The organism is Asaia sp. HumB (assembly GCF_030263835.1).
Lineage (GTDB): Bacteria > Pseudomonadota > Alphaproteobacteria > Acetobacterales > Acetobacteraceae > Asaia > Asaia bogorensis.
This window is the reverse complement of the sequence record NZ_JARPML010000002.1, coordinates 3,012,718-3,035,588: the sequence shown is the minus strand read 5'-3', so window position 1 is coordinate 3,035,588 and position 22,871 is coordinate 3,012,718. Positions and strand designations below refer to the sequence as shown.

Genomic DNA, 22,871 nt, shown 5'->3' with positions numbered 1-22,871 from the left:
GCCTGACGAGACGTTAACATCGAAGGCTTATTGGCAGACACCCCAGAGACGGCGATCGTCTTTGGGGTGTTTGACGTTCCTCTGCCCAGGGCCAGGATGGAGAATCTCGATGCTTTCCTGTATCGGTTACGGGGCACAAGGTGCCTCTGAGCGCCTCGCTCCCTTCAAGTTTGATCGTCGCGACACCGGTCCTGACGATGTCCGTATAGACATTCTCTATTGCGGCGTTTGCCATTCCGACATTCATCAGGCCCGTAATGAATGGCGAAACACTATCTATCCCTGCGTGCCCGGCCATGAAATTGTTGGTCGCGTCAGCGAGGCTGGCGCGTCTGTCAGCAAGTTCAAGGTTGGCGATCTTGTTGGCGTAGGCTGCATGGTTGATTCATGCCGCGAATGTGCCAGCTGCAAGGAAGGTCTCGAGCAATATTGCGAGGTCGGCTTTGTCGGCACCTATAACGGTGAAGACCGTCAGGGGCGCGGTATCACCTTCGGCGGCTACTCCAAGGCCGTAGTGGTCGATCAGGGATTTGTTCTCAAGGTTCCGGAAAACCTCGAACTCGCGGCTGTTGCGCCTCTGCTTTGCGCGGGTATCACAACCTACTCACCACTCAAGCACTGGAAAGTTGGCCCGGGCCAGCGCGTGGGTATTGTTGGCCTTGGCGGACTCGGCCACATGGCCGTGAAGTTCGCTCGGGCATTCGGTGCCGAGGTGGTTCTTTTCACGACATCGCAAAGCAAGGTCGAGGATGGCCTGCGTCTTGGCGCGCATGAAGTCGTGCTCTCCAAGGACCCGGAAGCGATGGCTAAGGAAACGAGTCGCTTCGACTTCATCCTCGATGCAGTGGCGGCCGATCATGACATCAACGCCTATCTGAACCTGCTCAAGCGCGAGGGAACGCTCGTACAGGTGGGCGCTCCCGAGAATCCGCTCCCCGTCAGCGTATTCAGCCTGATCATGAAGCGCCGCAACTTTGCCGGCTCGCTGATCGGCGGCATTGCCGAGACGCAGGAAATGCTGGATTTCTGCGGCGTGCATGGCATCACCTCGGATATCGAGATGATCGCGATGGATGAGATTGAAAACGCCTATTCGCGCATGCTCAAATCGGATGTGAAGTATCGCTTCGTCATCGATATGGCGACGCTCGAAAACGCCTGATTGTGGTAAGGGGCCGGGCAGGGGACGCTACCTGCCCGGCCTCGTCGCTGGTTCACGCTGGAACGACCATTCGCGCCGGCTGACGAGAAGCTTCAGCAGATCTCGACGGGAATACCAGCGGCTTCAAGATCTGACAGCGTATCGGATTTGATCTGGCTATCCGTCAGAATACGGTCGAATTCCTGCAGCGATGTCAGGCGGTGCAGACCGCCCTGCCGGAATTTGGTGCTGTCCACCAGAAGCACGCACTGATCGGCAATATCCATCAGGGCACGCTTGACCTTCACGACATCCTGATCGTTCTGGAAGGCCGTGTCCCCCGAGATCACGGAGGTGGACATGAACATGATATTGCCGCGCAGTGAGCGCGCAGCCTGCTCGCACACCAGCCCGAAGAACGCGTTGCGTGAGTTGCTGTAATCACCCCCCAGACAGATGATCTTGATACCGGGGAAAGGGGCCAGAGCCTGAACGACCCCGACCGCATTGGTAATGACCGTCAGCGGTGCCCGGGCAGGCAGCAACGGCAACATCTCGGCGACCGTGGTCGAGTCATCTAGAATAATGACCTGGCCGGGCTCAATCATCGACACGGCACGCTGGATGATCGCCTTTTTCAGATTGGCGGCGCGATGCTGACGATAGGCAACGTTTTTCTCGGTACGGGCACGGTTCTTGAGCGTGATGCCACCATGGATCTTGTCAATCAGCCCCTGACTCGCCAGCGCATGGGCATCACGATGAATGGTCATACGGCTGACATCGAAATGCTCCGCGAGAAACTCGATACTCGCATTCCCCTGCTCGAACAGCAGATCGAGAATCTGCTGCTGACGTGATTTCAGGTTCTGGCGCTTGATCCCGGAAAAACCGTCGAGCGCGGCTGCTGGCTTGGGGTCATCACTCATCTTGAAGAACTGCCTTTGACAGATTTGGTTTGTTCCGATGGACCAAGCAGACCAATCGATAGATAACAAAAATATCACAAATATCTCATGCCAGCAAGAGAGGGTTGTGCCGCTGCGCGTGGCTTTCTCAACCAGGGCAACAACTTGTCATCACGCTCAACAGTGCAGTGATCGCCTGCGCGATGACACAAATCGTATCATATATCGCACTGCATTGTGATTATCGAAACATTTACGCACGGTTTAAGCCTTATAGTCAGATCACCACCCCTCTTGCCAGAACGGAGCCTGGTCATGAGCACAGGATATCTGATCGGGATCGATTGCGGTTCGTCGAGCGCCAAATCTGTGATTTTCGCAACAGATGGCAGGATCGTCGGTCTCGGGCAGGCGCGCGTCGCACAGATCACCGATACGCCGCGCCATGTCGAGCGTGATATGCCTGCAACCTGGCGCATTGTCGCTTCTACCATACGTGACGCGCTGGCCGATGCAGGGCTGACGGGCACCGATATCGCTGGCGTAGGGGTAACGGCGCATGGTGACGGGCTCTTCCTGCTCGACCGAAACAAGCAACCGCTCGGTCACGGCATCATGTCGCTTGATAGCCGCGCCTACGGTATTCATGACGGGTGGAAGAGCGAAGGGCTGCTCGATCGCATGATGCCGGTGGCCGGGCAGCGCCCCTATCCGTACTCCGCCACCACATTGCTTGCCTGGATCAAGCGCCACGAACCCGAGCGTTTTGCCTCGATTGGAATCGTGTTCTTTGCAAAGGACTGGCTGCGTTACTGCCTGACCGGAAAGATTGCCACCGATCTCACGGAGGCAAGCACCGCCTTTACTGACCTGCACAGCCAGAGTTACAGCCCTGATATCCTCTCTGCGCTCGGTCTGTCGGAAATATCGGCCGCCCTGCCACCCATGCTCGATTCATGCGCTCTGGCAGGCACGATAAGCGCAGAGGCGTCGGCCCTGACGGGCCTTGCTGAGGGTACGCCCGTTTCCGCTGGCCTGCATGATGTGACAGCGGCCGCTGTCGGGCTGGGTCAGGTTCGCCCCGGTGACATGACCGTCACGGCCGGAACGTTCTCGATCAACGAGGTCCTGCGTGACCACCCGGTGATCGGCACCGAGTGGGCCTGCCGCGCCGGCTATCGCAAGGGCTTGTGGAACTGCATGGCGATCTCGCCTGCCTCGGCCAGCAATCTGGAATGGATGGCACGTTACGTGGCACCTGACGACCCCGAGGCTGCTGCGAGGCTCATTGAAGCAACCATCGCCAAATTTGCGACGGGCCGCACCGAGCGTCAGATACCGCTCTACCATCCCTACCTGTTTGGCTCCCCCTTCGAGACGCCCGCCACCGCCTCCTTCCTCGGCGTCCAGTCCTGGCACGACAGGGCCGATCTCTTCCGCGCGATGATCGAGGGCACGATATTCAATCACCGTCACCACGTGGAGGATCTGCTGCAAACGGGCGGGGTGCGTCAAATCGGCATTTCGGGAGGAGGCAGCCGCCGCCCCGAAATTGGCCAGCTCTTTGCCGATATCCTCGGCCGCCCTGTCATGACGTCTCCCGTGAGAGAGGCCGGCGCCCTCGGCGCAGCCCTGACAGCTGCTGTCGCCTGTGGTCTCGCTCCTTCACTGGAAGGGGCCGTGGACGCGCTGCATATGCAGCCGCGTCAGTTCGAGCCCGACGCCGCGCTCGCGCGATACTATGACGCCGTTTATGGCCGCTATCTGGCCATAGCCCGCGTGCTCGAGCCCTTCTGGCCATCCCTGCACAGCGATCAGGGTGATGATTACCCGAAGGCCGAGCCCCAGCACGAAAAGCTGCCTGAAAATCTGGCCGCTGAAGCCGCGCCCTCACTAGCAATGCCGGGGAGCGGAAAGGTTGCGCCTCCGCCCTCGGAGGCCGCAACAGCCCCGACCATCACACAGACCATGACCGCGGCAATCGCCGCGACTCAAGCGCCTGCCGTACCGATCGGTTCGATCCCTTTGCAACACTGAAACGCCCGATCACGAACGCCGGCTCTCGCTCGATCATGAAAATGCTCAAGACAATACTGGACCCGAACACCCCATGACCCATTCTGCCGAACATCTCGACTCAGCCCATTTCGATGTGACGATCATCGGTGCTGGCATCAACGGGGTCGGCCTCTTTCGTGAACTGGCCCTTCAGGGCGTGAATGTCCTGCTCATCGAACGCGAGGATATCTGTGCGGGAGCCTCTGCGGCTCCTTCGCGCCTCATTCATGGTGGCATCAAATATCTCGAGACAGGGGAATTTCGTCTCGTGGCGCAGTCGACGCTCGAGAGAAACCTGCTGCTTCGCAATGCCCCGCATCTGGTAACGGCGTTGCCAACGGTGATCCCGATCCACTCATGGTTCGGCGGCATTGTCCCTTCCGTCAAAAGGCTTTTTCACCTCAAGAGCAAACTTGCGGATCGTGGGGTCCTGATTACCGAGATCGGTATGCAGATCTACGATTTCCTTGGGCGACGGGCCAGGGTGATGCCCCGCCATTCGCTCACGCTTGGCAAGAAAGTCCGGCAGAACTGGCCGCACATGTCGCGCAAGGTCATCGCGACCGGGCGCTATTACGATGCTGCGATCTCCCAGCCAGAGCGGCTCGGGTTTGAATGTGTGGAAGACGCGCTCAAACTGAATCTCGGCTGCGCCATCAAGACCTATAGCGAGGTTGAGGCATTCAGTGAGGGCACCCTGACCTTGCGTGACCGCCTGACCGGCAGCAAGGAGCAGGTACGAACCGACCTCATCGTAAATGCGGGCGGCGCGTGGATCGACAGCGTCAATGCCGCGCTGGGGCTTACGACGCGCTATATCGGTGGCACCAAGGGGTCCCACCTCGTCATCCGTCACGAGGGCCTGCTGCGCGAGCTCAACGGGCAAATGGTCTATTTCGGCACGGCCGACGGGCGTATCTGCCTGGCTTATCCCTTCCTCGGGCACATTCTGGTCGGATCGACTGACATCCCTGTGAAAGATCCCGATACGGCGCAGTGCTCGCAGGACGAGCAAGCCTACATGCTGCGCATGCTGTCCGAACTGTTCCCCGGATTCACCATCGGTGAGAGCGATGTCATCTATCGCTATTGCGGGGTCAGACCGCTCCCCGCCAGCAATGCTGATGACCCTGGTGCAATCAGCCGCGATCACATCATCCACACGGATTACGCAGGCATCACCCCTGTTCTGTCGCTCGTTGGCGGAAAGTGGACCACATTCCGTGGATTGGCGGAAGAAGTGGCCGACAAGACGCTCTGCATGCTGCACAAAAAGAGAGTGTGCTCTTCGCGTCAGCGTCCGATCGGAGGGGGGACGAATTATCCGTCCTCGCGCAAAAAAACTGCCTATCTGCGTCAGCTTGCCAGCAGACATGGCCTGACCGAGGCTCGTGCAGCACTGCTGTTCGAGCGCTATGGCACCCTAGCCGAACGGGTGGCGGAATATTGTGCGCGAACGCCCGATGCGCCGCTCGCGAGCCTTCCCGAATACACACGCAACGAAATTCTCTATGTGGCAAACGAAGAACTCGTGCGCAGCGTCAACGATATTGTTTACCGACGCACGCCAATTGCCCTGCGCGGTGCGCTCAATCGCGCTGTCATCGGCGAGATATGCGCGCTCATCGCCACCCCGCTTGGCTGGTCGGAGGCTGAACGCAGCACCCAGGCTGAAACATGCTGGCATATTGCCTGCGAACAGCATGGGTTGACCGATAACAGCGCCGTCGCACAGGCTGCCTGAGGGAGAATGCGCGGCTTGAGAGGACATTCATGAATCGGTTCCGCCAGAAGCTTGCCCGTATGAGGGCCCAATGTGACACGCGCGACGACTTTATTCTGGTCGATGCACGTGACGCGGATATGGCCGGCGGTATGTCGGCCTTCTGCCGCCCCGGTCAGGGGATGATGACCAAGGCCGAGTTTCTGGCGGACATCCATAATATCGTGTCGCATGACCTGGTGGACATGGTTCTGGTATCGGTTTCAACCCATGAGGATCTTCTGGCGTCGCACGTCACGACGCTGCGCGACATACAGCTTGCCGTGCGCGCCAATGATAGTTCGGATCTCTGGCGCATCCGCGCCGGCACCTATGAAAGCCAGAAATCGCTGCCTTTCAGGACCGCTACGCTCGATCAGGCACTCTGCCATTTCGGCCTGTATTCGCTGACCTTCGATGGCGAGGCCAGCCACGATGTCATGGTTCTGGACCAGTTCCGGGCCTTTCGCAGGGAAGCAAGCGAAACGGGTTTCGAGTATTTTCTGGAGGTCTTCAATCCCAACCAGACGGATATCGATCCCGACGATTTCGGCGATTTCCTCAACGACATGATCACACGCTGTCTGGCAGGAATGCGTCGCGATGAAATGCCGCTTCTGCTGAAGATTCCGTTCAACACGACGGAGAGCCTGTCGTCCCTATGCCGCTTCGACCCACGTATTGTGATTGGCATCATGGGAGGCGGAAGCGGCACCACACGCGACTGCCTGGAGCTACTCGCACAGGCGCAGCAGGCAGGGGCAAGGGCCGCGCTTTTTGGTCGCAAGATCCTGCACGCCGAAGACCCGGTACTGATGCTCGGCATGATGAGAAGCGTGACCGATGGTGTTCTAACGCCTGCTCAGGCCGTGGAATTCTACCATCAGGGCCTCGCGGAACGAGGGATGACACCGCGCCTTTGTGTCCGTGACGATTGTGAGATCACAGAATTACGGCTTTCAAGATAACATCAGGCATAAATCGTCAAACCGCTGAAACAATACAATATAGTCCCGAAATCTGCCTTTTCGGTCAATCCGTTCATATCAATGTGAACGATCAAAGTGATATTTTCTCTATAAAAATGTTAAAGCCTCCCATAGATTAACATCAAGACGTTACGAACCGGCCGTCGTGCTGTGCAGAAAGAGGAAGCAATGCCCCAAAAGTCGCTCTGGGTCGGAACAAGCTGGAAGATGAACAAGGGGCCAGGGGCTGCCCGCGACGCGGCTGCCCGAATTGCCGACATGGTAGTGCCGGACAGGATTACCCCCTTCGTCATTCCCCCGTTCACCTCTCTCGAAACAGTAGCATCGCATCTTCAAAACACGGCCTGGCATGTCGGTGCGCAGAACATGCACTGGGAGGAAGAGGGCGCATGGACAGGTGAAATTTCCCCTCGCATGGTGCGCGAGTGCGGGGCAGACCTGATTGAGCTGGGCCATTCCGAAAGACGGGAGCATTTCGGCGAGACCGATATCACGGTCAACCTGAAGGTCCGCGCCGCCATCCGTCACGGCCTGCGGCCGCTCATCTGCATCGGCGACAGCGCCGAGGAATATGAGTTCAATGTGACGCACGAGACTTTGGCCCGTCAGACCAAGATGGCGCTTCACGATCTCACATCGAATGAAATCGCCACAGTGCTTCTTGCCTATGAGCCCGTCTGGGCAATCGGCGCGAAGGGCAGGGCGGCCGAGCCGGATTTCGTCGATATCGCCCATAAGCGCCTGCGCCAGGTGCTGGTCGAACTCGTGGGAGAAGAGCAGGCGCGGCGTGTGCCCCTTCTCTACGGTGGGAGTGTCTCGCTCGATAACGCCGCCCGCTACACGGCACTGAGCGATGTGGATGGTGTCTTTATCGGCCGCTCGGCCTGGGATCCCTCGGGGCTCGAGGCCATCATCAGGTCTGTTGCGTCATGAGCGGCGCGACCGGGGTCGAGAGCAAGGCCGTCTCGGCCAGACGACGCGAGATTCTGGACTACGTGCTCGAAAACGGGGGTGCGCAGATCGAGGAACTGGTGGATCGTTTCTCGACCAGCCGCATGACCATCCATCGCGACCTCCATGCCCTGTCCGAGCAGGGGCTGGTGCGCAAAGTGCATGGCGGTGTGACCATGCTGGCCAGCGGCGTGATGGAAACGAGCGTCGTCCATCGCATGCGCCGTGCCTCGCGCGAGAAACAGGCCATTGCCCGCCTTGCTGCAGGATTTATCAAGGCTGGCGATATCATCGCACTCGATGATTCCACCACCTCGCGCATCCTGTCTGAAAACCTGCCTTCAGGCATGCCGCTCACTGTACTGACAAACAGCATGGGAATTGCAACGCAGATTGCAGGCGCACGTGATATCAGCCTGATATCGCTGGGTGGCAAATATCACCCCCGCTTCGATGCCTTTCTCGGCATCCTGTGCGAACAGGGGACCAAATCACTCAGGGCCAATACGCTCTTCATGTCCGTCTCTGCCGTGCGCGATCTCGGCGCGTTCCATCAGGAGCAGGAGATCGTCAAGTGCAAGATGGCCCTCATGGAAATTGTCGATCGTCGTATCCTGATGATCGACAGCCAGAAATTCGATGTGACCGCATTGAACCGTCTGGCCAGCCTTTCTGACTTTGATGTCGTGATCACCGATTCAGGTGTGTCCGAAAGCCAGAAGAACCGAATGCTTGATGCTGGCATCAACCTGCATGTCGCCCATCTGGATGACGCAGCGCCCACCTCGCATTCTCCATCCCCCTGAAATACGATCAAGGAAAACGATCATGAAAATTGCAGTTGGTGGCGACAGCGCCGGTGAGGGTCTGGCCCAGCAGATCGTGGCCCATCTCAAGGCCAAGGGTGTCGATGCGGTCGATCTCTCACGCCCCGTCGATGCGAAAAGCGAGCTCTATTCGGAACTGAGCGAGCGCGTGGGTCACGCCATTCTCTCAGGAGAATACGAGCGCGGCATCTTGTGCTGCGGCACCGGTATCGGGGTTGCGATTTCGGCCAACAAGATCCCTGGTATCCGCGCCGCTCAGGCTCACGATGCGTATTCGGCCGAGCGCGCCGCCCTGTCGAATAATGCCCACATCATCACACTGGGCGCACGTGTCGTCGGGGCCGAGCTGGCCAAGACGATTGTCGATTCCTTCCTGGCGAAAGAATTCGACCCGGCGAGTGCTTCCAAGAAGAACGTCGATGGCATCGATGCTCTCGATAAGAAGTATTCGCCAAACGCCTGCAAGTAATGGATTAACACGACCACATAAGGTCTGATTTCATGAAAAAAGTCCTGCTCGCTACCGCATCCCTCCTTCTCGCTCCGTTGGCCGCTCATGCGGCCCCGGAGAACGGGCCTATGCGTTTCGTCATGATACCGAAAGCCGTGCATCCCTGGTTCGACAAGGCCAATAATGGTGCCCAGTCGGCTGCCCAACTGCTCAGCAAGGCAACCGGTCGCACCATCACGGTAGAATATCGTGCACCGCAAACGGCCGATGTCTCGACCCAGAACGACATCATCGAACGGGCCATTGCGACACATCCTGATGGCCTGATCCTCGATCTTCTCGACGAGAAGGGCAATCGCTCCACCATGCAGGAAGCGGTTGACGAGAAGATCCCGATGACGGTGTTCGACTCCCTTCCTCCCGAAGGCATGGATATCACGGCAGTCGGGGCGGATTTCTGCGAGCAGGGTACTTTGGCGGCTGAACGGCTGGCCAAGCTGATTGATCACAAGGGCGAGGTCGCCATCATGATGGGTGTGCCAACCGCCCCCAATCATGCCTTGCGCGCCCGTTGTGAACTCAAGGTTTTTGCCAAATATCCCGACATCAAGGTCGTTGCTACGGGCATCGACAATGACAGCATTGAGACGGCTCAGAAGCAGGCTTCGGCCATCATGCAGGCCCACCCCAATCTTGGCGGCTGGGTCGCCTGTGATGCGGCTGGCCCCGTGGGTATCGGTCAGGCCATTCGCGAAAGCGACAAGGTAGGCAAGGTTAAGGAAGTCGGGCTCGATAACCTGAGTGACATGCTCCAGCTCATCAAGGATGGCGTGGTGGATTCCTCGGCATCGAGCCGCCCTGAAATGCAGGGCTACTGGGCCGTAATCGCCGCCTGGCAGAAGGCGATGGGCCAGCAGACGCCCAAGAACATCGATACGGGCATCGACATCATCACCAAAGCGACTCTCACCAAGTAAGCGATGGGAGCAGGGCCATGGTCCTTCTCAAGGCAACAGGCATACGAAAGACCTATCCGGGTGTCGTAGCGCTTGACCATATCGACCTGACCCTGGAACCCGGCAAGGTGCATATCCTTGCCGGGGAAAACGGGGCGGGCAAATCCACTCTCATCAAGACTCTTTCTGGTCTGGTCAGACCCGATGAAGGGACATTGGTGATTGACGATGCCGATGCCCTTCACGACCACAGGCTTTTCCGGCGGGTGGCCTATGTCCCCCAGGAACTCAATCTCTTCCCCTACCTGACCGTTGCGGAAAACATGTTCATGCCGTTTGCCCGCTCGGGCTTCGGCACAGTCACCGTTTCCGAAAAGGCCATGGAGGCCAAGGCCGCCGAGTATATCGCGCGTTTTGGCATTCATGCGCGCCCCGATCAGAAGGTTGCCGAAATCAGCGTGCCCGATCAGCAGCTTCTGCAGATTGCCCGCGCGGCGACCCAGGAAGATTTCGGGGTCATGATCCTCGATGAGCCGACCTCATCGCTGACAGCCCGCGAGACAGAACAGCTTTTCCGCATCGTGTGTGATCTGCGCGACCGGGGCGTGGCCATCGTGTTCGTCTCGCACAAGATGGAGGAAATCTTCTCGCTGGGCGATACGGTCACCGTGCTGCGCAATGGTCGCAGTGTTGGCAGCTTCCCGATGGAGGGCATGACCGAAAACGAACTGATCCGCCTGATGTCGGGCAGTACGGTCAAGCTGGACGAACAATTCCAGTCCGATCCGGCCTCTCGCACGGGCGAGACGATCCTCAAAGTGGAGAATCTGTGCGGGCCCGGGTTCGAGGATATCTCCTTCGAATTGAAAAAAGGCGAAATCCTCGGCTTTGCGGGACTGGTTGGCGCAGGCCGTTCCGAAATCATGCAGGCCATGTTCGGTTTCCGCAAAGTCCGGAGCGGCCAGGTGATGCTTGATGGAAAGACCATCGCCCCCAACAGGCCCGATAAAGCCGTCAAGGCCGGGATGATCTACCTCTCTGAAGAGCGCAAGCATCACGGTATCTTCCCGATGCTCAGTGTGCGCGAAAACATCGCGCTCGCTGTCACCGATGACATCTCCACGGGCGGGCTGATCTCCCCCAGGCGGGAGAAAGAGATCGTCCGTGAGATCATCCAGCGTTTCGATGTCCGCACCTCGTCAGCGGCGAAGAAGATCATGTTTCTTTCAGGCGGTAACCAGCAAAAAGCGATCATCGGCCGTGCCATGGCGCGCAAGCCTCGCCTGCTCATATTCGATGAGCCGACGAAGGGCATCGATATCGGCACCAAGTTCCAGATCTACCGGATCATGCAACGCCTTGCGGAAGAGGGCGTCGGGATCATTCTCGTCTCGTCCGAAATGAACGAATTGCAGCGTTGCGCCACGCGCATCATCACCCTCTATTCCGGCCGTATCAACGGTTCCTTCGAGCACGACAAGACGGATGTCAGCACGCTGGTCGCCTCGATCATTGGCTCACCGGAGACCAGACATGTCGCATGAACCCTCAACGCTTCCCCAGCCCGATGGCGCAGCGGTCGCGGCAGCCCCGAGCGCGGGCGCCCGCATCAAGGCTCTGGCGGCCAACCCGCTCTGCGGTGTGATCGTGGCGCTGGTGGTCATCTTTGTGCTGTCCTGCTCGCTGTCATCGCACTTCCTGACCGCGTTCAACATGAAGATCATCGCGCGCTCGCTGGCTTTCGTGGGGCTCGTCACGATTGGTCAGGCCATATTGATGATCCTCGGTGAGCTAGACCTTTCCGTCGGTGCCATTGGTGGCCTCGCCGGGGTGGCAGGTGGCCTGCTCATGGTTCAGGCAGGCCTCAACCCGTGGCTTTCCCTCATTCTCTGCCTCGCGCTCGGCACGGGGTGCGGGCTGCTCAATGGCCTGCTCATCACCAGGCTGCGCCTGCACTCGCTGGTGCTGACCATCGGCATGGCCGGTGTCTATGGGGGCGCCAATCTGGTGCTCACCAAGGGCGTCGCCATTACCGGGATCCCGAGTGATATCGGTTTCCTTGGTCGTGGCATGATGTTCGGTCTGCCCGTGCCCTTCGTGATCCTGCTTGTCTGCCTTGCGATCGTTTCCTTCGTCATGATCCGCACCCCGCTGGGGCGCTATGTCTATGCCATTGGCAGCAACAATGCCGCCGCCCGGATGCTTGGCATCAGGGTGGACGCCATTCGCGTCTGCGCTTTCGCAACGGCAGGCTTCCTTTCCGCACTGGCAGGTATCGTGATGGTCGCCCGCCTCGGCACAGCCCAGCCTTCCATTGGCGATACATGGGTGCTTGCCCCCATCGCAGCGGCCGTCATCGGCGGTGTCGCCACGACAGGCGGCCTTGGCAGCCCATTCGGCGCCGTGCTGGGCGCGGTCATCATAGGCATTATCGAGAACGTTATCGTGCTGTTCGGCATTTCGCCCTACTGGCAATCGATCGTCAGCGGCGGGATCGTCGTCGCCGCCATTTCCTTCGACTCAATCGCAAGACGCTATTTCAACCGCGAGGCCTGACATGGGGGCCCCTGCGGGGGTCACCCAGTGCCTTCATCGCGGACCCTATCGAGGATATTTTCATGACCAAGATCTGTGGTGACGCCGAAAATTTTGCGACATCAGCCCTGCGTGGCTTTGCCAGCCTCTATCGCGACATCGTCCAGCCGGTCCGTGGCGGCGTACTGCGCAGTCAGACTGGCGCCAAGGGCAAGGTGGCTCTGGTGGTTGGCGGCGGGTCCGGGCATTTCCCGGCCTTCAACGGCTATGTCGGCACCGGCTTTGCCGATGCGGCTGTGGCGGGTGACGTCTTTGCATCGCCCTCTACGCAGGCCATTTTGCGCATCGCCCGGCAGGCCAATCTGGGTGGCGGCGTTATCCTCGGCTACGGCAATTACGCTGGTGACGTGCTGAACTTCAGTATCGCCGCTGAGCGCCTTCGCGCCGAGGGGATCGATGCCCGGATGATCGCCACAACGGACGACATCGCAAGCGCCCCTGCCGAGGAGGCCAGCAGACGTCGCGGCACGGCAGGCGACGTACCTGTTTTCAAGATCACGGGGGCTGCGGCCGAAGCGGGTCTCTCCCTCGACGAGGTCGAGGCGGTGGGCCAGCGCGCCAATGAGCGCACACGTTCTTTCGGTGTGGCCTTCGACGGATGCACCCTGCCCGGTGAAACCGAGAAGCTGTTCCACGTTCCAAATGGCCGGGTTGCGCTCGGCCTTGGTGTTCATGGAGAGCAGGGCATTGATGAGCAGGATCTCATGCGCCCCGAAGCGCTGGCTGCCATCCTGTGCGAGCGTCTGCTGAAGGAAGCACCCCCGAAGGCGGGATCGCGCATCACGGCGCTGCTGAATGGCTTGGGCGGGACAAAATATGAAGAGCTTTTCGTGCTGTGGGAAGCGATCATCCCCTATCTCGAAAATGCCGGATATACCCTGGTCGCGCCCATCGCCGGGGAATACATCACCAGCCTCGATATGGCCGGATGCTCACTGACCATCACATGGCTTGATGAAGAGCTCGAGCGTTTCTGGTGTGCCCCGGTGGATAGCGCGGCATTTCGCCGCAACGCGGTGACCCGCGTGCAGGACCATGCCCTGTCGGTGCTGACAGATGCCCCGGCCGTTTACATGAAATCGCTTACCGATGCGGGACGAGATGGCGGTCGCTGCGTGGCCTCCATCATGGTCAAGCTCTCACACGCCCTGACAGAGGCCGAGGCCGAGCTTGGGCAGATCGACGCCCATGCGGGCGATGGCGACCACGGACAAGGAATGGCCCGTGGGGCGGCTGCTTCGGCCAAGGCCGCACTGGCCGCTGTTGAGGCCGGGGCGGGCCCTGCGACAGTGCTCGCAGCGGCAGCAGATGCCTGGGCGGATCGTGCCGGCGGCACATCGGGCGCCTTGTGGGGGGCAGGGTTGTTCGCCTTCAGCACAGCCTTCGATGACTCTGCCGTGCCCGATGCCCAGAGCCTTTCAACCGGCCTGCGTCGCGCAATGGAAAAGATTACAGCCCTTGGCAAGGCAAAGCCAGGTGACAAGACCCTTATGGATGCTCTGGTCCCCCTCGTGGAACGCTTCGAGCAGGGTCTGCGCCAGGGAGAGAACGTCTCGAAAGCCTGGAACGAGGCCGCCAAGGCAGCAACCACCGCTGCCGAGGCGACGAAAGACCTCCTGCCGCGACTGGGTCGCGCACGCACCCATGGCGAGCGCAGCAAGGGCTATCCTGACGCTGGTGCAATTTCGATGGCGCTTAGTGCCCGTGTCGTGGGTGAAGCGCTTGCCTCGCTCGCTGTGAAGTAACATCGCAAGGTGAAGCACGGTGGCTCATGAGGCCACTGCGTTCAAGACCAACTGAAGCAAGCTGGAAAGGGGGGCTCTCATGCCCCCCTTATTCACGTTCCATGCCCAGCTTATCCACAAGCTTGCCCACGAACGCATCCACCAAATCTGTGGGTAACGTCATGAGCGGCGGAAAAACGGCCCCTCGTCAGACACCCGCACGTCATGCCTCAGGGAGAGGATGATCCTCCGGTGGCAAAGCGGGAGTTGTGCCGGGAGTAGAACCAGTAGGTCGCAAATCCGAGCCCTGCATAAGCGATCAGCAACAGGGCCGGGACCGGATTGCCGTGCATCAGGGCGCGGGCCATGTCGGCAAAAAGCGGCGCAATCATCACGAGGCAGAACAGGATGCCCAGCGTCGGGGTGACGCCAATCCACCATCCCCTGATGGTGACGCCCCCCAGCGGAACACTGAAGCTTCTTGGCATATCGGGGTGCTTGTTGCGCTGCCAGATGACCGTGAAGCACACAATACCGAAGGCGGCTGCTGTCCCGATGCTGACAAGATCGCTGATCACGTCAATCGGCAATGTCGCCGTGGCGAGAGCTACCAGAATACCCAGCAGGATCGTCCCGGTCCAAGGCGTGTGGTAGCGCTTGTGCACATACGCGAAGATCGGGGGGAGCAGCCCGTCGCGGCTCATTGCAAAGAAGATGCGTGTCTGCCCGTAAAGCAGGCCCAGCAATACCGAGCAAAGCCCGATCGTGGCGCCGAGATTGACGAACAGGGCAAGCCACGGCTGATGCATGGCGCGCACGGCGATTGCGAGCGGATCGGCCACGTTGAGCTGCTGGTAGGGCACAATACCGATCAGGATGGACGCCACACACACGTAAACGATTGTGCAGATCACAAGGCTGCCGATAATCCCGATCGGAACATCACGGCGCGGGTTGCGCGCCTCGGCTGATGCTGTCGAGACGGCCTCGAACCCGACATAGGCAAAGAAGATGATCGAAGCCGCTCGGAACATGCCGGGGATGCCGTACTGGAACCCGCCGCGATACTCAGGAATGAATGGATGCCAGTAAGAGGGATGCAGCGCGAAAAGACCGCACACGACAAACAGGAAAAGCACCCCGACCTTGATGAACACGATCACCATGTTGACGCGTGCTGACTCCTGTACGCCGCGCACCAGACAAGCCGTCACCACCGCAATGGCCAGCGTCGCGACAAGGTCGAACCGCCAGCCCGAAGTGATGGCCATGCCGCCGCTTCCGGGCACGGTCTGGAAGGTTGCCTGACTGAGTGCCGCCGGGACATGGATGTTGAAGCTTGAAAGCAGGCTCGTGGCGTAACCTGACAGGCCGGACGCGACAGCAGCGCAGGAGATGCCGTATTCGAGCAGCAGAAGCCACCCGACCGTCCAGGCCGCTTTCTCACCCATCGACACATAGGCGTAGGAATAGGCCGACCCCGACACAGGCAGGCTGGAGGACAGTTCGCCGTAGGAGAAGGCCGTAAAGAGACAGGCCAGCGCCGCGATGATGAATGAGACAAGAATGGACGGCCCCGCATACTCGGCGGCAGCTGTGCCGGTCATGACATAGATGCCGGCGCCGATTGTGGAGCCGACACCGAGCATCACAAGCTGCGTGGCCGTCAGCGAGCGCTTGAGCCCGTTGGTTTCGTAATCAGCCGTGACCTGTTCGAGCGTCTTGCGTCGGCTTGCGGAGTTCGATGCGGAGGGTGGAGGTTCGGCCAGGTCAGGAATGATACTAATCGCCCATAGTGGAAAAGCCGATCATGCCGGATCGGCTGTCAAAGTGGAAATTATTTCGTTATCAAAAGAGAACGAGTGCGACGAGGGAGACGGCACCGGCTCCCATGCAATAGAAGGCGAAAGGCGACAACGCCCAACGCTCATGATTGCGGAAATAACGCAGCAGAACAGCCGTACTGATGAGCGCCGTCACACCCGCCGCGATAGCCGCAATGATGGAAATGCGGATCATGTCTGGGCTGACACTCATATGACGGAGCTGCCATGCCTCATGCACTGTCGCAGCCAGAACCGCAGGCTGCGCCATGAGCAGCGAGAACCGGGCAGCGGTCTCGTGATTGAGCCCACAGACAAGCCCCGCATTGATGGTCGAACCCGAACGCGAGATGCCGGGGAAGAGCGCCAGACACTGCCACAGCCCGATGACCACCGCATCGCGGGCCGACATATCGGCAATGGCACGCTGGGGCATACGCCCCTTGTAAGACCGCATCCACTCGGTAACGAGCAGGATCACACCGTTCAGGATCAGGAAGATCGCCACAGCAGCAGGCGTACCGAAAATGACCTTCAGCTTGTGCTCGAACGCCGCACCGAAGATGACCACCGGAATGGTGGCCACAACCAGAAGCACCAGAATACGGATGGCTTCCTCTCGGCGGGCCGCGCCATGCAGCCCGATTGCACCGGTGAAGACGGCCAGCCAGTCACGCCAGAAGAAGCAGAAAAGCGCAACCAGCGTGCCAAAATGCAGCATCGTCAGGAATGGCAGAAACAGCTCGCTCCGCTCGTCCAGATTCCAGTGAAGCAGGGCGGGAAGGAGGACTGCATGGCCGAGACTGCTCACGGGGAAGAGTTCGGTCAGTCCCTGGACGATGGCCAGAACCAGTGCTTGAAGCAGCGTCATGTCAGCTCAGTATGAAATAAATGTTTCCATCTCCTGCCTTACTGCGGCACGGATCGCAAGCCCGCGCTTGACCGTCACCGCAACTCGGGCGAAGAGTTCCGCTGATATAACAGGCAGGTGACGCAGATATGGCAGCAAAAAACCGGGGCGGCGCGATTCTGGCCAGCACAATGGTGCTGGCTATCGCAGCGGGCTTTGCTGTCTTTGCCGTGGCACAGCGACATGGCCCGTCAGGAGACACCCAGAAGCTTCATGCCCGCTTCGTTTCTGCCAATGGGCTGGACGCAGGCGCTGCCGTCGTGCTGGCGGGAGTTCGCGTGGGCACGGTCCAGAAAATCAGCCTCGACCCGGCCACACAGATGGCACAGGTCGATTTCTCCATCGACCGCCATCTGTCGCTGCCTTCAGACACGATCCTGACGATCGCGGCCCCGACGATGACCTCGGAAAACGCTCTGGCCATCGAGCCTGGCACGTCCCGCGAGCGTTTGCCGTCTGATGGCACCATCACCAACACCCAGGCGCCCACCTCGCTTGAGCAGCAGGTCAGTAACTATATCTTCGGGTCCGGCATCCAGTAGGCCGCATCGCCCCTGAATGGGGGTGATCCAACAAGGCGGGCGGGGGGCTTAGGCATCCTGCGCGGGGTTGTGCGCGTATCCATGACACCCGCAAAAATTGTCCGGCCTGACAACCAAGCCGGTTTTAGCAAAACGCCACGAAGCAGAAGCGCGGGCGCTCAGGACGACTGCCGTCGATCTGCACCCGATACTGTCGAATACCCTCAGTCGTTAAGGGGGTAGAGTGCGAGAAGGCGTCTTTGCTTGCGCCAGTAGCGCAGCATCGTATAGGCCCCGCAAGTTTTCCAGCCTCGTGCCCTGTTCATCGCCCCGACCCGAAACGCCATGCGATAGTGGTAGAATTGCGCGCGATACGCCTCCCACAGCGTCGTGCGTGAATCCCATATATGTGTGGCTTCGGATCCGACGCCGTTGAGTTCGATGATCTCGAAATCCTCACCGCGTCTCAGAGCCTCGATGGAAGCCGCCTTGACGTCGATACGACCGAAATGGAATTCGCGGATATCGCCGATGATCTCGTCAAGGCGACGCGTGAGCGCGGGGGTGGCATCGGCGCAACCGTTGCGGAAGATAGAGCCCTTGCAATGGTTGCCGGTAAAGACAAGCTGCACTGGCTCCCCCTTGGCGGGAACCGTGTCGAGACGATCCTTGAGGCGCGGTAGATAGATGTCGGGCAGCAGATTGGTTCGCGTATCGCGCGCGATGAGCTCGCGTATGGTCGCAGCTCCGTCTCCCTCAAGGATCGGCGCTTCCTTGTAGGTGATCGAGGTGATGCGCCCTGAGGGAGCGCCCGGCTCACGGATATAGAACAGTCCGGCCTCGACAGGCCCGGTGGCGAGTGCCTGTGCCATGATACGCACATTGGAAGGGAAGGTCTCGAGCACCCCGAGCAGCGCGTCCTCACTCTGGACGAGCTTCACCCCGGTTCCGTTGCACCCGATATCCGGCTTGATCACGGCTGGAAAATCGATGCCCTTCGTCCTCATGGCGGCGACCAGTTCACACGCATCGTCCTCGCGGCGTCCCTTGCGGAGCATCTGCGTGACATAGGGCGCGATCCAGCGCATAGCGACCGGACCGGCCAGATCGAGGATACCGCTCTTGCTTTCGCCACACAGCCCGCCCGTTTCGATCAGGGGGTTCGCCGCACTGGGTACGCTGAAATCGCCATAACGCAGGCCGAGACCGATCCAGTACAGAACGATCGGCGTATAGAAAATCGATCCCGGCCAGAACTCGAACAACGAGAGCGGATGCGGCTCCTTCTTTGTTTCTTCCTGTCGGGTTGCGGTCTCTGCGCCCATGCCGGTGTCATCGCAATCGGAAGAGTCGGGCAATCCGTGTGTCGTCTGAAGCATCTGCCACTCAGTCACTGAAAGTCTGGAACCGGGCAATCAGACGCCCGACGAAAAGGATGGTCAGTATGAACCCCGCGATGCCAAACCAGCGCCAGCTCGCCATATGGACCGACATCCAGCCACCCACATGCAACGACACGCTGAAAAGGAGCGAGGTCCAGATCAATGTAGCGACTACCGCGCTGGCCGCAAACGCGCCGAATGGTGCCCGGAAAAACCCGCAAGCCGTATAGAGCGGCAGACGGGCCCCGGGGATGAAACGGCTTATCACGACGGTGCGTACGACGTTGCGGTGAAACCAGCTGCGCCCCTTGTCATGACGCGGCATGGTCAGCCAACGCCGGGCAGGGGGCCATTTCGCGCCCACAGCACCCAGGCCGTAGAGCCCGAGATCGCCCACAGCCACGCCGATATAGAGGGAGATAAGCGCCAGCGCGACGCTGAGACGACCATCATCCACCGCCATGGCCGCAATCATGGTCGTGGCATCCTCGAGGATGAATGTGCCGATGATGACAGCCATCCCCTTGGACCACCATGCCGCACCGGCGATCGAGAGAAGGTGGTAGAGTGAACTGGTATGAAGAGGGGTGCCGTCGGACATGGCGCATCATGTGCCACGGCAACCCCCAAAACGCCAACAGGGCAATTGCGAATTGCTCCCGACTTGCAGCGTTCGATTGTAACGCCCGGCGGCGGAACGTCGATGCCGTAACCTATTGAAGATTTACAAAGCAGCCGCCATCGACCAGCAGGGCGGCACCCGTGACATAGCTGGCGAGTGACGAGCCTAGAAAGACGATTGGCCCTGCCAGGTCTTCCGGCTCGCCCAGCCTGCCGAGAGGGATGCGCGCGATCATCGCGCTGGCCTTCCCCTCAACGGCTAGATCCTCCTGATTGATTGGCGTCCTGATGGTACCGGGCAACACTGAGTTGCAGCGAATGTTATGTGGCCCCAGAGCAATGGCTGTTGACTGCATCAGCGAGTGAACGCCGGCTTTGGTGGGCGTGTAATGTGTCTGGAATTCCCCTCCAACCAGAGCCGAGATGGACGACACCGCAATGATCGCCCCACCGCGCCCCTGTCTGACCATCTGATTGGCCGCAGCCTGCACCATGAAATAGGCCCCGAGCAGATTAACGCCGATCGTCTTCTTCAACACGTCCGGCGGAAGGTCGAGAAAGGCGTGGAACGGGCAGATCCCGGCATTGCTAACAAAAACGTCCAGACCGCCCAGTTGTGACTCGATAGCGCTCATGAAACGGACTGCCGTTTCCGGCTCGGCCACATCGCCCTGCAGGTACAAGGCGCGCCGCCCGGTTAGCTCGATCTCATCGAGAAGACTGCGAACAGTCTCGGGGGCCACGATATCGGTTATGGCGACGTCAGCGCCCTGCCGCGCTGCTTCCAGGGCCGCCGCCTTGCCGATGCCTGAAGCGCCACCAGTAATTGCGAATACCTTGCCTTCGAGCAGCATCGTCTCGTCTCCTTCTATCCGGTCGCGTGTCGGGCCTGCGCATCCTGGCCTTGACGGAAGCAAGTCGCGTTGCAGCCCAGTCATACCTCAATGCCCCCCCTGAACCCTGACTTCCGTTTGATGGACCAGGTTCAGGATTGGCCCTTGCGAGCCAGCCGGGGGTGCTCCCTCAAATCGCGTTGTAGCGGCGGCGGAGCACCATGCTCAATTCAGCTCTGCGCGAGCCCCGAAGGCGATGGACATGATACTCCTGAGGGAAAAGCAATGCTGATCATTAGCTACTCCGGCGCGTAAGCATTCCGCCCGACCGGCCCAGTTCCCCTGTGCCAAACCTAGAGCGGCAGGATCTGGCGCAGATAGTCGCGATTACGGGCCGCAACACTCAGGCCGTCGCCACCATAATGCTCGACCAGGAACGGGCTTGAATACCCGTACTCGAGCGCCATCGCGATGGCGGCTCGGTAGCTGATCACACCCTGCTCCATCGGCGCTGGCGCGGTAACGATCATCCCGGTCGTCGCATCTTCGGTGCGCAAGTAGTTCTTCACATGCCAGTAGCGCAGATAGGGTGCGAGCTTCACCATCATGCTGTGCCAGTGCTCGACCGGACGATGCAGCCGCACAAGGTTGCCAATATCGGCATTGATCCCGCAGGCCGGGTGATCGACATCCTGGATGAAGCGAACGCTGGACTCAGCCGTCCCGAGATAGGTGTCCTCATACATTTCGAGCGAGAGCGTCACGCCCACGCTTGCTGCATGGTCGGCAAGTTCGCGGATACGTGAAACTGCCTTTTGCCACACAGCCTTATCCTCCGGGTCGCGATGACCCTGAGCGGTCCAGAACCAGAGTGCCTTCTTCTGGGCATCGTTCAGCGCTGTTGCGAAGCCTACCGCGATTTCACTTGCGCCCATCTCCGGCGCCACATCGATCACCCGATGGATATAGGCCAGATAGGCATCGGCCTTCGCCGGGTCAGGATCAATCACGGAGCGTCGCGAGGTCGAGATTGCAGGGATGGTCAGGCCGGCATTGGTGCAGAGCGCCAAAAACTCGCGTCGGCGTGCTGGCGTCAGGTCTGCCACACGCAGCCAGCTATCTGTCGGGTCGATTTCCGTGAATCCTGCACGGGACACTTCTGATATCGCCTTGGCCCACCCCTCGGTGGGTTGATCCTGCACCGAACTGCCGTCTGCCAGAACGGCGGGATACTGGATCATGGCCGCAGCAATCGGCCAGTTTTTCGCGTTGTAGCGGTGTTCTGATTTATTGTCTGTTGCTGTGGATTGGGGGGTGGGGGCGTTCTCAACCGGGGCGGACATGATCACATTCCTTGCAACGATGCGTCCGGCACATTGAGAGTCGGCACCAGACGCGGCCAAGCAAAGACGGTGCAGATGGTCTTGTCGATCAGAGTTATCCGATGCCGCTATCGGCTTTTCCGATAGCCCGCTCCCGTAAAGCGTCCCAGACGAACTGTGCTGCGGGTGACAGGGCACGGTCTCGCATCCGGATGAGATGATAGGGCCCGATGATATCAGGCAGCGAAACCGGCAATTCGCCAATCATGCCCGTCTTTTCGAACATCCTGAAAAGTGAGCAGGGCAGTACCGAGACCATGTCGGATTGCGTAAGCAGGTCGATCGTCGCGAGAACGGAGGACAGTTCGGTCAGGCGCTGGGGCATGGGCAATCGCGCTATCGTGAATATTCCCTCGAATGCACGGCGGAGCGGGCTGGGCTGCATCTGTACGATCCATCGCTGGTGTATCAGCGCATTAAGGTCAAGCGCCTCCGCCTGAAACAGAATATTGTCGCACCCTGCAACTACCAGGAGCGGCTCATCGGATATCTCCTCAATGGTGAGGAGATCATGGCCAATACCCTCGATTGGGCGGCCTAATGCGATATCAATCCGCCCCGATTGCAGAAGGGCCATGAGATCATCGCTGGTGGTCACCCTGAGGGTAAGACTGATTTCGGGGTGGCTGCGCGTTGTTGACGCCAGAACCGGGGTCACAATTTCATGGAGTGCGGCGCCAATCGCGCCAATACTGACAGTCCCTGTCAGCCCGCGTTTGACGGCCTGGAGATCCTCACGCAGGCGCCCGAGATCAGCCAGAATTTTTTCGGCGTGACGTATCGCAACCCGTCCGGCGTCAGTCGGAGTCAGACCGTGGGAATGCCGCTCAAAGAGCTGTGCGCCGAGGTCATCCTCCATATCCTGCAGCAGCTTGGATGCGGTAGGCTGCGACAGGTTGAGTGAGCGCGCCGCACGGTTGAGCGACGGCTCAAGGCTGATCTGCTGCAGAAGCAGGAGCTGCCTGAATTTCAGCCGGAAGATAAGCGCGTCCATCATAAGCAGAAGGTGACGGCTTTGCTGCCCTCTGTCACCTCAC

Annotated in this window: 20 protein-coding genes; 12 read left to right on the top strand and 8 right to left on the bottom strand. The window is 59.7% G+C overall.

Going from position 1 to position 22,871, the window contains the following annotated elements; all coding sequences use genetic code 11:
- Positions 1 to 109 precede the first annotated feature (109 nt).
- On the top strand, positions 110 to 1,162 hold the full coding sequence (locus P5689_RS14700; protein WP_285533728.1) for an NAD(P)-dependent alcohol dehydrogenase: 1,053 nt from the start codon (positions 110 to 112) through the stop codon (positions 1,160 to 1,162).
- Between the two features lie 92 nt (positions 1,163 to 1,254).
- On the opposite strand, the gene P5689_RS14695 is transcribed toward P5689_RS14700, so the two are convergent.
- Positions 1,255 to 2,070, bottom strand: coding sequence for a DeoR/GlpR family DNA-binding transcription regulator (locus P5689_RS14695; RefSeq protein WP_062164535.1), 816 nt, complete (start codon positions 2,068 to 2,070; stop codon positions 1,255 to 1,257).
- Between the two features lie 294 nt (positions 2,071 to 2,364).
- On the opposite strand from P5689_RS14695, the gene P5689_RS14690 reads away from it, so the two are divergent.
- The 10 genes from P5689_RS14690 to P5689_RS14645 all read left to right on the top strand — a co-directional run bounded on the left by P5689_RS14690 (position 2,365) and on the right by P5689_RS14645 (position 14,383).
- On the top strand, positions 2,365 to 4,086 hold the full coding sequence (locus tag P5689_RS14690) for an FGGY-family carbohydrate kinase (protein WP_285533726.1): 1,722 nt from the start codon (positions 2,365 to 2,367) through the stop codon (positions 4,084 to 4,086).
- A 73-nt stretch (positions 4,087 to 4,159) separates the two neighbouring features.
- Positions 4,160 to 5,851, top strand: coding sequence for a glycerol-3-phosphate dehydrogenase/oxidase (locus P5689_RS14685; protein WP_285533725.1), 1,692 nt, complete (start codon positions 4,160 to 4,162; stop codon positions 5,849 to 5,851).
- A 29-nt stretch (positions 5,852 to 5,880) separates the two neighbouring features.
- Positions 5,881 to 6,837, top strand: coding sequence for a hypothetical protein (locus P5689_RS14680; RefSeq protein WP_285533724.1), 957 nt, complete (start codon positions 5,881 to 5,883; stop codon positions 6,835 to 6,837).
- A 189-nt stretch (positions 6,838 to 7,026) separates the two neighbouring features.
- Positions 7,027 to 7,791, top strand: coding sequence for a triose-phosphate isomerase (locus tag P5689_RS14675; RefSeq protein ID WP_285533723.1), 765 nt, complete (start codon positions 7,027 to 7,029; stop codon positions 7,789 to 7,791).
- A complete protein-coding gene (locus tag P5689_RS14670; RefSeq protein ID WP_122039460.1) occupies positions 7,788 to 8,615 on the top strand; it encodes a DeoR/GlpR family DNA-binding transcription regulator in 828 nt (275 codons plus the stop codon). Before P5689_RS14675 ends, P5689_RS14670 begins: the two co-directional genes overlap by 4 nt.
- A 22-nt stretch (positions 8,616 to 8,637) precedes the next feature.
- Positions 8,638 to 9,105 (top strand): RpiB/LacA/LacB family sugar-phosphate isomerase, encoded by a 468-nt coding sequence (locus tag P5689_RS14665; RefSeq protein ID WP_122049638.1) that lies wholly within the window; start codon positions 8,638 to 8,640, stop codon positions 9,103 to 9,105.
- Between the two features lie 32 nt (positions 9,106 to 9,137).
- Positions 9,138 to 10,064, top strand: coding sequence for a substrate-binding domain-containing protein (locus P5689_RS14660; protein WP_285533714.1), 927 nt, complete (start codon positions 9,138 to 9,140; stop codon positions 10,062 to 10,064).
- A 17-nt stretch (positions 10,065 to 10,081) separates the two neighbouring features.
- Complete coding sequence (locus tag P5689_RS14655; protein ID WP_285533713.1) at positions 10,082 to 11,587, top strand: sugar ABC transporter ATP-binding protein; 1,506 nt, start codon at positions 10,082 to 10,084, stop codon at positions 11,585 to 11,587.
- Positions 11,577 to 12,599, top strand: coding sequence for an ABC transporter permease (locus tag P5689_RS14650; protein ID WP_285533712.1), 1,023 nt, complete (start codon positions 11,577 to 11,579; stop codon positions 12,597 to 12,599). The genes P5689_RS14655 and P5689_RS14650 overlap by 11 nt, the downstream gene beginning before the upstream one ends.
- Positions 12,600 to 12,661: 62 nt before the next feature.
- Positions 12,662 to 14,383: a dihydroxyacetone kinase family protein gene (locus P5689_RS14645; protein ID WP_285533711.1), complete on the top strand. Its 1,722-nt coding sequence runs from the start codon at positions 12,662 to 12,664 to the stop codon at positions 14,381 to 14,383.
- A gap of 209 nt (positions 14,384 to 14,592) precedes the next feature.
- Here the strand turns inward: P5689_RS14645 and P5689_RS14640 are convergent, their stop codons facing one another.
- On the bottom strand, positions 14,593 to 16,011 hold the full coding sequence (locus P5689_RS14640) for an amino acid permease (protein ID WP_285533710.1): 1,419 nt from the start codon (positions 16,009 to 16,011) through the stop codon (positions 14,593 to 14,595).
- Between the two features lie 199 nt (positions 16,012 to 16,210).
- Positions 16,211 to 17,056, bottom strand: a complete 846-nt coding sequence (locus tag P5689_RS14635; protein WP_285533709.1) for an undecaprenyl-diphosphate phosphatase — start codon at positions 17,054 to 17,056, stop codon at positions 16,211 to 16,213.
- Between the two features lie 128 nt (positions 17,057 to 17,184).
- On the opposite strand from P5689_RS14635, the gene P5689_RS14630 reads away from it, so the two are divergent.
- Positions 17,185 to 17,637 carry an MlaD family protein gene (locus tag P5689_RS14630; protein ID WP_023977274.1) on the top strand — a complete coding sequence of 151 codons (453 nt, stop codon included), beginning with the start codon at positions 17,185 to 17,187 and terminating at the stop codon, positions 17,635 to 17,637.
- A 203-nt stretch (positions 17,638 to 17,840) separates the two neighbouring features.
- Here P5689_RS14630 and P5689_RS14625 read toward each other — a convergent pair whose 3' ends face one another.
- From P5689_RS14625 to P5689_RS14605, 5 genes are all read right to left on the bottom strand, one after another.
- A complete protein-coding gene (locus tag P5689_RS14625) occupies positions 17,841 to 18,941 on the bottom strand; it encodes a D-alanine--D-alanine ligase (protein ID WP_285533910.1) in 1,101 nt (366 codons plus the stop codon).
- A gap of 61 nt (positions 18,942 to 19,002) precedes the next feature.
- Positions 19,003 to 19,599 carry a DedA family protein gene (locus P5689_RS14620; protein WP_408868554.1) on the bottom strand — a complete coding sequence of 199 codons (597 nt, stop codon included), beginning with the start codon at positions 19,597 to 19,599 and terminating at the stop codon, positions 19,003 to 19,005.
- Positions 19,600 to 19,711: 112 nt separating this feature from the next.
- Complete coding sequence (locus tag P5689_RS14615; RefSeq protein ID WP_023977277.1) at positions 19,712 to 20,473, bottom strand: SDR family NAD(P)-dependent oxidoreductase; 762 nt, start codon at positions 20,471 to 20,473, stop codon at positions 19,712 to 19,714.
- Between the two features lie 332 nt (positions 20,474 to 20,805).
- Positions 20,806 to 21,795: a sugar phosphate isomerase/epimerase family protein gene (locus tag P5689_RS14610; protein WP_285533708.1), complete on the bottom strand. Its 990-nt coding sequence runs from the start codon at positions 21,793 to 21,795 to the stop codon at positions 20,806 to 20,808.
- Positions 21,796 to 21,889: 94 nt separating this feature from the next.
- Positions 21,890 to 22,831 (bottom strand): LysR substrate-binding domain-containing protein, encoded by a 942-nt coding sequence (locus P5689_RS14605; RefSeq protein WP_285533707.1) that lies wholly within the window; start codon positions 22,829 to 22,831, stop codon positions 21,890 to 21,892.
- Positions 22,832 to 22,871: the final 40 nt, after the last annotated feature.